The organism is uncultured Abyssibacter sp., from assembly GCF_964000955.1.
Lineage (GTDB): Bacteria > Pseudomonadota > Gammaproteobacteria > Nevskiales > OUC007 > Abyssibacter.
Genome location: NZ_CAXFCL010000024.1, coordinates 1 through 13,392, shown reverse-complemented (window position 1 = coordinate 13,392; position 13,392 = coordinate 1). Strand labels below are relative to the sequence as shown.

At 65.0% G+C, this 13,392-nt stretch carries 14 protein-coding genes; 9 read left to right on the top strand and 5 right to left on the bottom strand.

The window, feature by feature from the left end; genetic code table 11:
- Positions 1 to 4: 4 nt before the first annotated feature.
- Both ABNS06_RS00830 and glnA read right to left on the bottom strand, forming a co-directional pair.
- Entirely contained in the window at positions 5 to 547 is a 543-nt protein-coding gene (locus tag ABNS06_RS00830) for a DUF4124 domain-containing protein (protein ID WP_348672015.1), read from the bottom strand.
- Between the two features lie 258 nt (positions 548 to 805).
- Positions 806 to 2,215 carry a glutamate--ammonia ligase gene (glnA, locus tag ABNS06_RS00825; protein ID WP_348672014.1) on the bottom strand — a complete coding sequence of 470 codons (1,410 nt, stop codon included), beginning with the start codon at positions 2,213 to 2,215 and terminating at the stop codon, positions 806 to 808.
- 178 nt (positions 2,216 to 2,393) lie between these two features.
- Here glnA and glyQ point away from each other — a divergent pair, with 178 nt between their 5' ends.
- Genes glyQ through ABNS06_RS00810 form a run of 3 tightly spaced genes read left to right on the top strand, consistent with a single transcriptional unit; the run spans position 2,394 to position 5,936 of the window.
- Positions 2,394 to 3,299, top strand: a complete 906-nt coding sequence (glyQ, locus tag ABNS06_RS00820; protein ID WP_348672012.1) for a glycine--tRNA ligase subunit alpha — start codon at positions 2,394 to 2,396, stop codon at positions 3,297 to 3,299.
- Positions 3,300 to 3,316: 17 nt separating this feature from the next.
- A complete protein-coding gene (glyS, locus tag ABNS06_RS00815; protein ID WP_348672011.1) occupies positions 3,317 to 5,356 on the top strand; it encodes a glycine--tRNA ligase subunit beta in 2,040 nt (679 codons plus the stop codon).
- 49 nt (positions 5,357 to 5,405) lie between these two features.
- Positions 5,406 to 5,936 (top strand): HAD-IIIA family hydrolase, encoded by a 531-nt coding sequence (locus tag ABNS06_RS00810; RefSeq protein ID WP_348672010.1) that lies wholly within the window; start codon positions 5,406 to 5,408, stop codon positions 5,934 to 5,936.
- On the opposite strand, the gene folK is transcribed toward ABNS06_RS00810, so the two are convergent.
- The 3 genes from folK to tsaD are packed head-to-tail and all read right to left on the bottom strand — an operon-like array spanning position 5,933 to position 7,839.
- The gene (gene folK, locus ABNS06_RS00805) at positions 5,933 to 6,439 is read right to left on the bottom strand and encodes a 2-amino-4-hydroxy-6-hydroxymethyldihydropteridine diphosphokinase (RefSeq protein WP_348672009.1); all 507 of its coding nucleotides are present in this window, start codon (positions 6,437 to 6,439) and stop codon (positions 5,933 to 5,935) included. The genes ABNS06_RS00810 and folK overlap by 4 nt on opposite strands.
- Entirely contained in the window at positions 6,432 to 6,800 is a 369-nt protein-coding gene (gene folB, locus ABNS06_RS00800; RefSeq protein ID WP_348672007.1) for a dihydroneopterin aldolase, read from the bottom strand. Before folB ends, folK begins: the two co-directional genes overlap by 8 nt.
- A 31-nt stretch (positions 6,801 to 6,831) precedes the next feature.
- On the bottom strand, positions 6,832 to 7,839 hold the full coding sequence (gene tsaD, locus ABNS06_RS00795; RefSeq protein ID WP_348672005.1) for a tRNA (adenosine(37)-N6)-threonylcarbamoyltransferase complex transferase subunit TsaD: 1,008 nt from the start codon (positions 7,837 to 7,839) through the stop codon (positions 6,832 to 6,834).
- Between the two features lie 182 nt (positions 7,840 to 8,021).
- Here tsaD and rpsU point away from each other — a divergent pair, with 182 nt between their 5' ends.
- The 6 genes from rpsU to ABNS06_RS00765 all read left to right on the top strand — a co-directional run.
- Positions 8,022 to 8,237: a 30S ribosomal protein S21 gene (gene rpsU, locus ABNS06_RS00790; protein ID WP_291514928.1), complete on the top strand. Its 216-nt coding sequence runs from the start codon at positions 8,022 to 8,024 to the stop codon at positions 8,235 to 8,237.
- Positions 8,238 to 8,341: 104 nt separating this feature from the next.
- Complete coding sequence (locus ABNS06_RS00785) at positions 8,342 to 8,791, top strand: GatB/YqeY domain-containing protein (RefSeq protein WP_348672003.1); 450 nt, start codon at positions 8,342 to 8,344, stop codon at positions 8,789 to 8,791.
- Positions 8,792 to 8,873: 82 nt separating this feature from the next.
- Positions 8,874 to 9,029 carry a hypothetical protein gene (locus tag ABNS06_RS00780; RefSeq protein WP_348672002.1) on the top strand — a complete coding sequence of 52 codons (156 nt, stop codon included), beginning with the start codon at positions 8,874 to 8,876 and terminating at the stop codon, positions 9,027 to 9,029.
- Between the two features lie 564 nt (positions 9,030 to 9,593).
- The gene (locus ABNS06_RS00775) at positions 9,594 to 10,070 is read left to right on the top strand and encodes a glutathione peroxidase (RefSeq protein ID WP_348672001.1); all 477 of its coding nucleotides are present in this window, start codon (positions 9,594 to 9,596) and stop codon (positions 10,068 to 10,070) included.
- 17 nt (positions 10,071 to 10,087) lie between these two features.
- Complete coding sequence (gene dnaG, locus ABNS06_RS00770) at positions 10,088 to 11,800, top strand: DNA primase (RefSeq protein ID WP_348671999.1); 1,713 nt, start codon at positions 10,088 to 10,090, stop codon at positions 11,798 to 11,800.
- A gap of 358 nt (positions 11,801 to 12,158) precedes the next feature.
- The coding region (locus tag ABNS06_RS00765; RefSeq protein ID WP_348671997.1) for an RNA polymerase sigma factor region1.1 domain-containing protein at positions 12,159 to 13,392 on the top strand (1,234 nt) is incomplete at its 3' end.

Genomic DNA, 13,392 nt, shown 5'->3' with positions numbered 1-13,392 from the left:
GAGCCTATCGGCTCACGGTCGGGGGTTTCATGAACACCGTGCGGGTGCCCGTCTGGCCGATCTGGCGGCCGTTCTTGTCGGTGACGACCACCTGAACCGAGTGCGTGCCCCGGAAGACATCGGTCAGTGTCCGGCTGGTGGACGTCGTCGGCGAGCCAACCGGCCTGCCGTCGAGAAAATACTGCAGGCGATGCCCCGCCTTGGTGCGCAACGCCGGTGTCAGGCGCACCGAAACAGTGAGCGTGTGACTGGGATCCCGGATGGTCTCCTCGGACCGCGGCCGAACAAGCGCGACCGTCTCGTATCGCGACGACGCTTCATCCTTCTCGGCGCGCGTCGGGGGCTCGGGCGTGACCGGACTCCGGGCCGCGTCATAGGTCTGAACACCGTCCAGATCCAGTCGCTCGGCGCTGCGCTCGTACTCCGGCGGCGGTTCATCGGTGTAGTGAACGCGACCGCTCTCGTCCACGTAGCGATACACCTCACCAGCCATCCCGGCCGCCGGGACCGCGCACAGAAGAACCAGACTGAGAATTCGCTTGCTCATGCCGCTTGGACCCGATCCGATCCCAGGGATTCCTTGCACCGCATCATACTCACTACGACGCACCCGACAGCCGGTGCATCGGTCGGACCGCATGCCCCGGGCGACAAACGCGCCGACCGCACATGCCTTCCCGCTCTCCCAAATGCACAAGCCCCGACCAGGTCGGGGCTTGCACGCTCCGGCCCCGCCGAAGCAGCGGGGCCGGAACAGGCCGATCAAAGCCGAGGCGGAACATCCCGCCCGGCCCAAAAGACCTGCTTACAGCGAGTAGTACATCGCGAATTCGACCGGATGCGTGGTCATCTTCAGCAGCGTGACTTCCTCGTTCTTCAGTTCGATGTAGGCATCGATGAGGTCGTCGGTGAACACGCCACCAGCGGTGAGGAATGCACGGTCATTGTCCAGCGACTCCAGCGCCTGCTCCAGGCTGTAGGCAACCTGCGGGATCGCGGCTTCCTCTTCCGGCGGCAGATCGTAGAGATCCTTGTCCATCGGGTCGCCCGGATGGATCTTGTTCTGGATGCCGTCCAGACCCGCCATCAGCATCGCCGCAAACGCGAAGTACGGGTTGGCGGTGGAGTCCGGGAAGCGGACTTCAATACGGCGACCCTTCGGGTTGGCGATGTAAGGGATACGGATCGACGCGGACCGGTTGCGGGCCGAGTAGGCCAGCAGGGTCGGCGCCTCGAAGCCCTTGACCAGACGCTTGTAGCTGTTGGTGGAGGCGTTCGCAAAGGCATTGATCGCCTTGGCGTGCTTGATGATGCCACCGATGTAGTAGATCGCCGTTTCGGACAGGCCACCAACACCGTCGCCGGAGAACAGGTTCACGCCGTCCTTGGAGATGGACTGGTGGACATGCATGCCGTTGCCGTTGTCACCGACCAGCGGCTTGGGCATGAACGTCGCGGTCTTGCCGTAGGCGTGCGCCACGTTCTGGATCGCATACTTCAGCGCCAGCACTTCGTCAGCCTTTTTGACCAGCGTGTTGAACTTGACGCCGATTTCGCACTGACCGGCCGTGGCCACCTCGTGGTGATGCACTTCGGTCGGGATGCCCATGTCTTCCAGCGCCAGGCACATGGCCGAACGCAGATCCTGCAGCGAGTCCACCGGCGGGACCGGGAAGTAACCACCCTTGACGCCCGGGCGGTGGCCCATGTTGCCGTCTTCGTAGACCTTGGCCGAGTTCCAGCTGCCTTCCTCGGCGTCGATCGAGTAGAACGCACCCTTCATCTCGGCGCCGAACTTCACGTCGTCGAACACGAAGAATTCGTTTTCCGGGCCGAAGAACGCCGTGTCACCGATACCGGTGGACTTCATGTAGGCCTCGGCGCGCTTGGCCAGGGAGCGCGGGTCGCGCTCGTAACCCTGCATGGTGGACGGCTCAACCACGTCGCAGCGGATGATCAGGGTCGATTCTTCGAAGAACGGATCCATGACCGCGGTTTCGGTGTCGGGCATGAGGATCATGTCCGATTCGTTAATGCCCTTCCATCCGGCGATGGAGGACCCATCGAACATCTTCCCGCCTTCAAGTTCGTCGGCATCCACGGTGTGTGACGGCACCGTGACGTGCTGCTCCTTGCCTCGCGTATCGGCAAAGCGGTAGTCGACAAACTTGACGTCTTCGTCCTTGATCAGCTTGAGAACGTCTTCGGCTTTCATCCACCCTCTCCAACATTTGTATGTGTAGGTACCGGCGCTGAGGGGGTCGCCCCATGATCGCGCCCGGGTTCGAAGAAAAGCAGCATTTATGCCAACGAACGGGGCAATTCCGCGCACAGAACCGAGCCCGCGCCGGTATACTCGCGCGCTCTCGATTGCACTGAATCAAACCCGTCGCATGCAACGGCTGACCTTTCAGGACCTGATCCTACGCCTCCAGAACTACTGGGCAACCCGGGGCTGCGTGATCGTCCAGCCACTGGACATGGAAGTGGGCGCCGGAACGTTTCACTGGGCCACGTTTCTGAGGGCGATTGGCCCCGAACCATGGAACACCGCCTACGTGCAACCGTCGCGTCGCCCCACCGACGGCCGCTACGGTGACAACCCGAATCGCCTCCAGCACTACTACCAGTTCCAGGTGTTGATGAAGCCGTCACCACCCGACTTCCAGCAGCTCTACCTGGATTCCCTGGTCGAGCTGGGCGTTGACCCGCTGGTCCACGACATCCGCTTTGTCGAGGACAACTGGGAGTCGCCGACGCTGGGCGCCTGGGGCCTGGGCTGGGAGGTCTGGCTCAACGGCATGGAAGTCACGCAGTTCACCTACTTCCAGCAATGCGGCGGCATCGAATGCAAGCCCGTGGCGGGCGAGATCACCTACGGCCTCGAACGCCTGGCGATGTACCTGCAGGACGTGGAATCGGTGTACGACCTCGTCTGGGCCGAAACCCCGAACGGCACCGTGACCTATGGCGACGTGTTTCACCAGAACGAGGTGGAACAGTCGACCTACAACTTCGAGCACGCCAACACCGACGCCTTGTTCACCCAGTTCGCCGAGTGCGAGGCCGCCTGCGGCCGGCTGGTCGAGGCCAGGCTCCCGCTGCCGGCCTACGAGCAGATGCTCAAGGCCAGCCACCTGTTCAACCTGCTGGACGCGCGCAAGGCAATCTCGGTCACCGAGCGCCAGAACGTGATCCTGCGCGTGCGCGCCATGGCCCGTGATGTCGCCCGGGTCTACTACGAGGCTCGTGAGGCGCTGGGCTTCCCGATGCTGCAACAAGCCGCCGACGCCGCCTGAACCCGCTGCATACCCCCATGACATCAGATCTGTTGTTTGAACTCGGCTGCGAGGAGCTGCCGCCCGGCCCGCTGCAATCCATGGCCGCCGAACTCGGCCAGCGTCTGAGCGACGGCCTGCGCGAACTCGGCATCGAGCAGGGTGACGCGCGCGTGTTCGCGACACCGCGCCGCCTGGCCGTACTGATCCGCGAAGTCGCCGACCGCCAGCCCGATCGCGATATCGAGCGCCGCGGCCCGTCGACCAAGGCGCCGGACAAGGCCGTCGCCGGCTTCGCCCGCTCCTGTGGCGTCGATGTCGACGCGCTTGAGACCCTCGAAACCGACAAGGGTCCGTACTACGTCTTTCGCGGGCGGGAGACCGGCAAGCCGCTGGGCGAGGTCCTCCCCGCGCTGATCGTCGAGTCGATCCACAAGCTGACGACGCCCAAGCGCATGCGCTGGGGCGACCTGGACGAGAGCTTCCTGCGCCCGGTGCAGTGGATGGTCTGCCTCCACGGCGAGACGGTGATCCCGGTCCAATTGTTCGGCCTCGTCGCCGACCGGACGACCTCGGCGCATCGCTTCCACGCGCCGGAGCCGGTCGCGCTGGCCGCGGCATCCGACTACGAAATCACCCTGTTCGATCATCAGGTCATCGCCTCATTCGAGGAGCGCCGCAAGATCGTGAAGCAGCAGGTGACCCGCACCGCGGAGCGCGCCGGCGGCACCGCGCAACTCGACGCCGACCTGCTGGACGAAGTGACCGCGCTGGTTGAATGGCCGGTGGCGATCTCGGGGGGCATCGACGCACGCTTCATGGCCATGCCGCCGGAAGTGCTGATCACCACCATCGAAAGCCACCAGCGCTACTTTCCGGTCCGCGACGGCGAGGGCACGCTGCTGCCGCAGTTCGTCACCGTCGCCAATGTGGAATCGCTGGACATCAAGCAGGTGATTGCCGGCAACGAGCGCGTGGTGCGACCGCGCCTGGAGGACGCCCTGTTCTTCTGGGAGAAGGACCGCAAGCAACCGCTGGCGGACTATCTGCCGCGCCTGGACAAGGTCACCTTCCAGAAGGGCCTGGGCAGCTACGCCGACAAATCCGACCGGCTGGTCACGCTGTCGGGCCGGCTCGCCGAGTCGCTGGGCACGGACATGAACACCGCCCGCCGCGCGGCCGAACTCGCCAAGGCCGACCTGGTCACCGACATGGTGTTCGAGTTCACCGAGCTCGAGGGCATCATGGGCGGCCACTACGCCCGGGCGGCGGGCGAAACCGATGCGGTCGCGGCGGCCATCGCCGAGCACTACCAGCCGCGAGGCCCGTCGGATGCGATTCCGGCCAGCGCCGGCGGACGGGTTCTGGCGCTTGCGGACAAGCTGGACACGCTAGCCGGCCAGTTCCGGCTCGGCAACCGCCCCACCGGCGACCGCGACCCGCTGGGTCTGCGCCGCGCCGCGCTGGGCGTGCTGCGCATCACCCTGGAAGCCGGGCTGTCGCTGAATCTGCGGGCGGTCTGCCGGGATGCCCTGACCGCGCACGACGACGAAGGCGACAGCGACACGCTCGACGCCCTGCTCGCCTTTTTTCACGATCGCCTCAAGGGCCTGCTGCTCGATCGCGGCATCGGCCCGGATACCTTCGAGGCGGCGTACATGGACCAGGAGTACGAGCCGCTGGACCTGTACGCCCGGGCGAAGGCCGTGCAGGCATTCCGCGACACCGACGCCGCGCAGAGCCTGTCGGCCGCGCACAAGCGCGTGCGCAACATCCTGAAGAAGAACGGCGGCGACGAATCCGCGCCGCAACCGGCCAAGTTCACCGAAGACGCGGAGCGCGCGCTGTTCGAGGCGATGGGACGTGTGGAAACCGACGTCACCGCCGAACTCGAGCGCGCCGACTACACCGCGGCCCTGAACCACCTCGCCTCGTTACAGGGTCCGGTGGATACCTTCTTCGACGAGGTCATGGTCATGGTCAAGGATCCGGCCGCCCAGACTAACCGACTGCGACTACTGACCCATCTGGACACACTGCTGAGCTCCGTCGCGGAGATCGCGGCGCTGTCGATCTGATCCGTTTGACCCGCAGCGTCGGCGACAGGTCGGCGCTACACTGTCGGCCATGAAACTGGTGATCCTCGGCCGCGACGGCGTCATCAACGAACCGGTGGACGGCGGCGTTCGCCGCCCGGCGGACTGGCGCCCCATCCCCGGCAGCCTGGAAGCCGTGGCGCAACTCAATCAGAGCGGTGTGCGCGTCTGCGTCGTCACCCATCAGCCATTGCTCGGCAGCGGCGAGTTGACGCACGACGACTTGTTCGCGATTCATCAACGCATGCAGGACGCCGTGAGCCAGTTCGGTGGCCGCTTCGACGCCATCGCCTTCAATCCGCATTCCGACGCCGAGGACCGCCAGGCGGGCAAGGCTGCGCTGATCCAGGACATCGCCCGACGGATGCAGATCGATGCCGAAACCATCGCGGTGCTGGGCGATGAATGGAACGACGTGCAGGCCGCCCGCTCGGCCGGCACCCGGCCGGTGCTGGTTCGCACCGGTCACGGCGCGGCGACCGAGGCAGAGCATGGTGATGCGCTCAGCGGCGTACGCTGCGTCGAAAGCCTCCACGCATTCGCGCAGAGGATGGCGGGCTAAACCGGCGCTTGCTCCGGCGTCCAGTCGACTCGCGTCAGCGCTGCGGGGCCGGACTGCGCCATGGCGCGCCACAACGCCGCGTAGGTTTGCCCGTCGACCGGGTGTCGCTGCTCCGGAGCAAGATCGGCCAGCGGCTTCAGCACGAACGCGTATTTCAGGATCTCGTCGCGCGGCACATCCACCGCCGGATCATCCGACACGTAATCCCCGTACAGCAGCAAATCGAGGTCCAGCGTTCTCGGGCTGAACTTCGGCCCGCCGCGATCACGGCCGCAGCGATCCTCGATCTCGCGCAGATCGCGCATCACCCCGGCCATCGGTTCGTCAGTCGCCAGGCGAATCACGAAATTCAGAAAATCATCGCCGGCGAACCCGACGGCCGGATTCCGGTACACCGGAGAACAGCTCACCGCCCCGAACCGCTCCCGCAGCAGCCGTACGCCCCGGGCGAGATTCTCTTCCGCGTTCTCGTTGCTCCCGGCACCGATGAACACCTCAGCCATCGGCATAGTCCTCCGGGCGACGCTCGATGATGACGCCGACATCCCGCGAGCCGCGCACCGCGCCCTGCTTGTTCACGGTGACCTTGACGTAGGGCACGGCGAACTCGGTGATGATGATCCGGGCGATGCGGTCGGTCAGCGTCTCCACCAGTTCGAATTTCGCTTCCTCGACAAATCCGATGATGCGTTTCGCCACCGACTTGTAGTCCAGCGTGTGGTCAATGGCATCGGTTTCCGCCGCTCGGCGAATATCGGTGCCCATCTCGAGATCGATCACGACGGTCTGCCGAATCTCGCGCTCCCAGTCGAAGATGCCGATGACGGTCTCGATGCGCAGATCGCGCAGGTAGATCAGGTCCATGGGTGCTCGGTGCGGTGCAAGGAGTGAGAGGTCAGGTGCTGGCCCCGGCGGGCGGCGCCAGTGTATCGAGCGGCCAGCGGGCGCGAGCGGACATCGCGGTCGGACGGGCAATCGCATCGCTGACTCGCAGCGCGCCGGCGTGCGCGATCATCGCGCCGTTGTCGGTGCACAGATTCAACGGTGGCGTGTGCAGTCGTACGCCGGGCAACGCGGACAGGGCCGCACGCAACCTCCGGTTGGCGGCCACACCTCCGGCGATCAGCAAGTCCTGGCAGCCCGCCGCATCCAGCGCCCGGGCGCATTTGGTCGCCAGCGTCTCGACCACCGCCTCCTCGAAGGCGCGTGCGATGTCGGGTCCGGCGTCCGGTTCGTCCTGCGCCAGCAGATAGACCGCGGTCTTGAGCCCGGAAAAGGAGAAGTCCAGACCCGGCTTGTCCAGCATCGGGCGCGGCAGGCGGAACCGGCCCGGATCGCCAGACTCGGCCAGCCTCGCGACGGCTGGGCCACCGGGATAATCCAGGCCGAGCAGCTTGGCGGTCTTGTCGAAGGCCTCGCCGACCGCATCGTCCCGGGTCTGCCCCAGCAGGGTGTAGCGGCCGATGCCGTCGACCCGCACCAGCAGCGTGTGCCCGCCGGAGACCAGCAGCGCGACAAACGGAAAGGCCGGCGCCTCGCCGCTCATCAGCGGCGCGAGCAGGTGGCCTTCCATGTGATGCACCGGCACCACCGGAACGTCCCATGCAGTTGCCAGACCGGTCGCGAACGAGGCACCGACCATCAGCGCCCCGATCAGGCCAGGCCCCGCCGTATAGGCAATGACATCGGTCCGGAGCAGCTCCGCCTGGGCCAACACCTCGTCGACCAGCCCGGACAGTCGCCGGACGTGATCCCGCGAGGCCAGTTCCGGCACCACGCCGCCGTGCTCGGCATGCAGCCTGATCTGGCTGTACAGCGCCTCGCCCAGCAAACCGCGCCGCGTGTCGTAGACAGCCACGCCGGTTTCGTCGCAGGAGGTTTCGATGCCGAGTACGGTGGTCAAGTCGTCAGGTTGGGTGGGGGTTCGAGCAACCGCGAAAGCCTTGAGGGAACGCGGGAAGAGGCCGGATTATCCGTGCTTTGACGGCAATGTAAATTTGTCGTTGAAAATCACGCGCCCCGCCATTAGAATCCGCGTCCCTTTTTGCCAAGCCTCCCAGGATAGGCCACGGAGCTGATCTCAACATGCCTAGCGTTCGCGTCAAAGAAAACGAGCCTTTCGAAGTTGCTCTGCGCCGCTTCAAGCGCACCTGCGAAAAGGCCGGTGTGCTGTCCGACGTGCGCAAGCGTGAGTTCTTCGAGAAGCCCAGCCAGGAACGCAAGCGCAAGAAGGCGGCTGCTGTAAAGCGCCATGCCAAGAAGCTGTCCCGCGAGACGGCGCGCCGGACCCGCCTGTACTAGAGGCGGTATCCAGGCAGCCATTGGCGCCTGACATTGCGTACTCAACTAGCGGCTGCGGCCGCTAGTTTTGTTTTGAAGCCCCCGAACCGAACGAGGAACACCCCATGTCCGCCCTGAAGGAACGCATCACCGCCGACATGAAGACCGCCATGCGCGAGAAGGACAAGGAGCGCCTGACGACCATTCGCATGCTCACCGCCGCGATGAAACAGCGCGAGGTGGACGAACGCATCGAACTGACCGACGACGACGTGATCGCCATCGTCGAGAAGCTGGTCAAGCAGCGCCGCGAGGCCGAAGCGCAGTACCGCGACGGCGACCGCAACGATCTCGCCGACCAGGAAGCCGCCGAAGCCGCCATGCTGGCCGAGTACTTGCCGGAGCAGCTTGGCGACGAGGAACTGGCCGCGCTGATCGACGAGGCCATGGCCAGCACCGGCGCCGAATCCATGCGCGACATGGGCAAGGTCATGGGCTACCTCAAGCCCAAGGTCGCCGGCCGTGCCGACATGTCCGCGCTGTCGGGTCAGATCAAGGCAAAACTGTCCGGTTGAACTAGATGCGTTCCCGCGGGCGGGAGATCAACGTTCCGCGGGAGCGTATAGTGCAACCGGAGTTTCCCCAGGTGGAGGTTGCATGAACCCTGGCACCCAGAACGAAAACGTACCGGAGCCCGAGGACCGCAAGGACGAGACTCCGAAGGAACACGAAGACAAACTGATCGACGAAGCCGGCAGGGAATCCTTCCCGGCCAGCGATCCACCCGCGGTCAGCCCTGGCACGGACGACTGAAACGGACGAGCGAGAATCGCAATATCAGGAACGGAGGTAGCCGCATATGAGGACCATCGGCATCCTAAGTACAGTCATATTGCTTGGCGCATGCTCCTCACTGAGCGGCACCATGACCACATACAATTGCCCCGACTACGATGGGGCTGTGGATTGCCGCTCGCCTTCAGACCGCACTCTTGCTCGCACACTACTCGTCGTCGACGACATCACCCTTGGCGGCATTCGCCCCAAATCAAGCGACGGGGAACCGAAGGTCACCGCCAGTCACTGCTCGAACGTGTGCGGGGCTCCGGTCGTCGAAATTGCATGCGTGGAGCCCACCCTCCCGGCCTGTAGTTGTGGCGACAGCCTGACAGCCTGACAGCCCATTGTTCCAAGGTCTGCACGGCGGAGGTCACGGAGGTGTCCTGCACGCTCCCTGCGCTCCCGGCGTGCGATTGCGAGGCCACGCCTGTCGCCAGTTGCATCGTCCCACCCGAGGTCGCGTCCTCAGAGGATTAGTGACCGCGAACCGCGGCGCGCTAGACTCCCCGTTCGCCCCGAACCGATGAGTCGCCGCCCGTGAGCATTCATACGCATTCCGCAAAGACCATCGACGGTCAGGAGCAGTCGCTCGGCGACTATGCCGGCAAGACGCTGCTGATCGTCAACACCGCCAGCAAGTGCGGGTTCACTCCGCAGTACGAGGGCCTCGAAGCCCTGTACCAGGAGTACAAGGACCGCGATTTCGCCGTGCTGGGCTTTCCCTGCGACCAGTTCGGTCACCAGGAACCCGGTGACGAGAACGAGATCAAGAACTTCTGCTCGCTGACCTATGACGTCAGCTTCCCGATGTTCGCCAAGATCGAGGTGAACGGCCCCAATGCGCATCCGCTTTACCAGAGCCTGAAGACGGCCAGGCCGGGCGTGATGGGCTCCAAGGGGATCAAGTGGAACTTCACCAAGTTTCTGGTCGACCCCAAGGGCGAGGTCGTGAAGCGCTACGCGCCGACCGACAAGCCGGCGTCGCTGCGCAAGGACATCGAAGCCCTGCTCTGATTGCCGGCCGGCTCGCCATGGCCCGAATCCCGCAAAACTTCATCGATGATCTGCTGGCGCGGACGGATATCGTCCAGCTGATCGACGGTCGCGTGTCGCTCAAGCGGCAGGGCAGCGAGTACGCGGCGTGCTGCCCGTTCCACGACGAGAAGTCGCCCAGTTTCACCGTCTCGCCGACCAAGCAGTTCTATCACTGCTTCGGCTGCGGCGCGCACGGCACGGCGATCAGCTTCCTGATGGAGTACGACCGCCTTGAATTCCGTGACGCCGTGGAGGAACTGGCGCGCATGGCCGGCGTCGAGATTCCGCAGGACGCCGCCGATTCCGGGCCGCGGATCGACCCGAAGATCTGGGAAGCGCTGAACACCGCCCAGGGCATCTTCGCCCACTCGCTCCGAGGCTCCGACAAGGCCATCGACTACCTGAAGAGCCGCGGTCTGGACGGCCGTACCGCCAAGCGCTTCGGCATCGGTTACGCGCCGGCGGCGTGGCAAACCGTGGTCGACGCCATCGCCGACACCCGCATCGCCGTGCAGGCCGGCCTGGCGATCCGCAAGGATGACGGCCGGGCCTACGACCGGTTTCGCGATCGCGTGACCTTCCCCATCCGCGACCTGCGCGGCCGGGTGATCGGCTTTGGCGGCCGCGCCTTCGGTGACGAAAAACCCAAGTACCTGAACTCACCGGAAACGCCGGTGTTCCACAAGGGCACCCAGCTCTACGGCCTGTACGAGGCCCGGCAGGCCAGCAAGGAACTGCCGCATCTGCTGGTCGTCGAGGGCTACATGGACGTCGTCGCCCTGTCGCAGTTCGGCATCCACTGCGCGGTAGCCACGCTGGGCACGGCCACGACCACCGACCACATCAACCTGATGTTCCGCTCCACGTCGCGGATCGTGCTGTGCTTCGATGGCGACCGCGCGGGACGCGAGGCCGGCTGGCGTGCCGTCGAGCGGGCATTGCCCGCCATGCGCGACGGTCGCGAAATCCGCCTGCTGTTCCTGCCCGACGGCGAGGACCCGGACACGCTGGTGCGCAAGGAAGGCGCCGACGCCTTCAACGCACGTGTCGCCGGTGCCGAACCCCTGTCCAGCTTCCTGCTCAACCGGCTGACCGAACAGGTGGACCTGTCCTCCGTCGACGGCCGGGCGCGGCTGGTCGCGCTGGCGAAACCGCATCTCGAAGCGCTGGCGCCCGGCGCGTTTCGCAAGGGACTGGAGCAGCAGGTCTCCGAGATCGTCGGCTTCGATATTCACGACATGACCTCGGCGCCGCCGATGCGCCCTCCTCTTCCCCCACCACCCGAACCGCAATCGGTCGACGAACACGAACCGCCGACGCTCAGCCCGAAAGTCCGGCGCGCCGCCCGCGCCCTGCTGGAGCAGCCGGGACTCGCCGCCGAACTGCCGTCGATCCCCCGCCTGGCCGACGCGCCGGATCAGCAGTTCCTGGAACAGTTGATCCACGCCTTCGCCGCGAAACCATCGCTCACCGCTGCCCAGTACCTGGAACGACTGCGGGGCGAGCCGGATGAGGCGACGCTGGAGGACGTGCTGAACGGCGACGCCGTCCCGGCCGGCTTCGACCCGAAGGCGGACTTCCAGGAGGCGCTCGGGCTGATCACCCAGGACAACGCCCGGCGACGGATTCAGGAGCTCAGCGCACTTTCAGGCACCCGTGAACTGACGCAGGCGGAACGGGACGAACTGCGGGCCGCTTACCAGCGCTGAAACGATTCTTTGCGAACCACCCCTTGAACCGCCGCGAAGGCGCACCATATAGAGGTCCGCGTCAGGGCGCCCAGGCTATGCGACGACGATTCGCAGTGGTGCAACACCACAACCTCGATGCCGATCGGGCCTTGAAAACGTGTAGTGCCACGGCACTGAGTCAATCTGAACCTGCGAGCGCTTGGCCGCAATGTCGCCGACACCCGCGACCGGACGGGATCGATTCGATCCGTCGCCGGTCCAAATGTTTTGAACGGCAGACCTTGCCTCACCTTGCCTAAGCTGGTACCGGCTTAGTAAAATGGCGTGTTCTGCCGGCGTCTCTGCGCCGGCTTCCTACTTTTCAAGACCGTTTCCTATGACCGTCGAGAAGCAATCTCAGCTCAAAGCGTTGATCGCCCGTGGTAAAGAGAAGGGCTATCTGACCTACGCCGAAGTCAACGATCACCTGCCGGACGACATCGTCGATCCGGAGCAGATCGAAGACATCGTCAACATGATCGCCGACATGGGCATCACGGTGCACGAAGAAGCACCGGACGAAGACCAGCTCATGATGGCCGACGCTCCCGTCACCGACGACGAGGACGATGACGACGCCGCCGAGGAAGCCGCCGCCACGCTGGCCGCGCTGGATTCCGAGCTGGGTCGCACCACCGACCCCGTGCGCATGTACATGCGCGAGATGGGCACGGTGGAACTGCTGGACCGCCAGGGCGAAATCCGCATCGCCAAGCGCATCGAGGAAGGCCTGGCCGAAGCGATGTACGCACTGGCCTTCCACCCGGAGACGGTCGCCATCCTGCTGGAGGAATGGCAGAAGGTCGCCGACGGCGAACGCCGCCTGACCGACTTCATGGTTGGTTTCGTCGATCCGGAAACCGGCGATCCGGTCGTGGCCGACGAGCCCGAAGAGGAAACCACCGACTCCGCCGACGACAGCGACGGCGACGATGACGGCGACGCGGATGACGACGACGATGACGACAGCAACGACAAGCCTGTCGACACCGGTCCGGACCCGGAAGAGTGCCGGATCGCGTTCGAGAACCTGCAGGGTTACTTCGACACCGTCGTCAAGCTGCTGGAAACCAAAGGCACCGGGCATCCGGATACCCAGGCCGCGCGCGAAAAGCTGTCGCATGAATTCATGCGCTTCAAGCTCACGCCGCGCACCACCGACCAGTTGACCGGCAATCTGCGCGAGGCCATCGAGAAGATCCGCGCCGCCGAGCGCGAGATTCTGGACATCTGCGTCAACCGCGCCGGCATGCCGCGCAAGACGTTCATCGACAGCTTCCCGGGCAACCTCACCAACGAGGCCTGGGTCGAGAAACTGGTGCGCGCCAAGCGCAAGTACTCCTCCGGCATCAACCAGCACGCCGAAGACCTCGGTCGCATCATGGCCCGCATGGGCCAGATGGAAGTCGACACCATGTTGACCGTCGAGGAAATCCGCGAGATCTACAAGAAGATGTCGCTGGGCGAGGCCAAGGCCCGTCGCGCCAAGAAGGAAATGGTCGAGGCCAACCTGCGCCTGGTGATCTCCATCGCCAAGAAATACACCAACCGCGGCCTGCAGTTCCTGGACC

Excerpts from the sequence above, each read along its gene's own strand:
- ABNS06_RS00830 (WP_348672015.1), bottom strand. The coding sequence starts at position 547 with ATGAGCAAGCGAATTCTCAGTCTGGTTCTTCTGTGCGCGGTCCCGGCG.
- glnA (WP_348672014.1), bottom strand. The coding sequence starts at position 2,215 with ATGAAAGCCGAAGACGTTCTCAAGCTGATCAAGGACGAAGACGTCAAG.
- glyQ (WP_348672012.1), top strand. The coding sequence starts at position 2,394 with ATGCAACGGCTGACCTTTCAGGACCTGATCCTACGCCTCCAGAACTAC.
- glyS (WP_348672011.1), top strand. The coding sequence starts at position 3,317 with ATGACATCAGATCTGTTGTTTGAACTCGGCTGCGAGGAGCTGCCGCCC.
- ABNS06_RS00810 (WP_348672010.1), top strand. The coding sequence starts at position 5,406 with ATGAAACTGGTGATCCTCGGCCGCGACGGCGTCATCAACGAACCGGTG.
- folK (WP_348672009.1), bottom strand. The coding sequence starts at position 6,439 with ATGGCTGAGGTGTTCATCGGTGCCGGGAGCAACGAGAACGCGGAAGAG.
- folB (WP_348672007.1), bottom strand. The coding sequence starts at position 6,800 with ATGGACCTGATCTACCTGCGCGATCTGCGCATCGAGACCGTCATCGGC.
- rpsU (WP_291514928.1), top strand. The coding sequence starts at position 8,022 with ATGCCTAGCGTTCGCGTCAAAGAAAACGAGCCTTTCGAAGTTGCTCTG.
- ABNS06_RS00785 (WP_348672003.1), top strand. The coding sequence starts at position 8,342 with ATGTCCGCCCTGAAGGAACGCATCACCGCCGACATGAAGACCGCCATG.
- ABNS06_RS00780 (WP_348672002.1), top strand. The coding sequence starts at position 8,874 with ATGAACCCTGGCACCCAGAACGAAAACGTACCGGAGCCCGAGGACCGC.
- dnaG (WP_348671999.1), top strand. The coding sequence starts at position 10,088 with ATGGCCCGAATCCCGCAAAACTTCATCGATGATCTGCTGGCGCGGACG.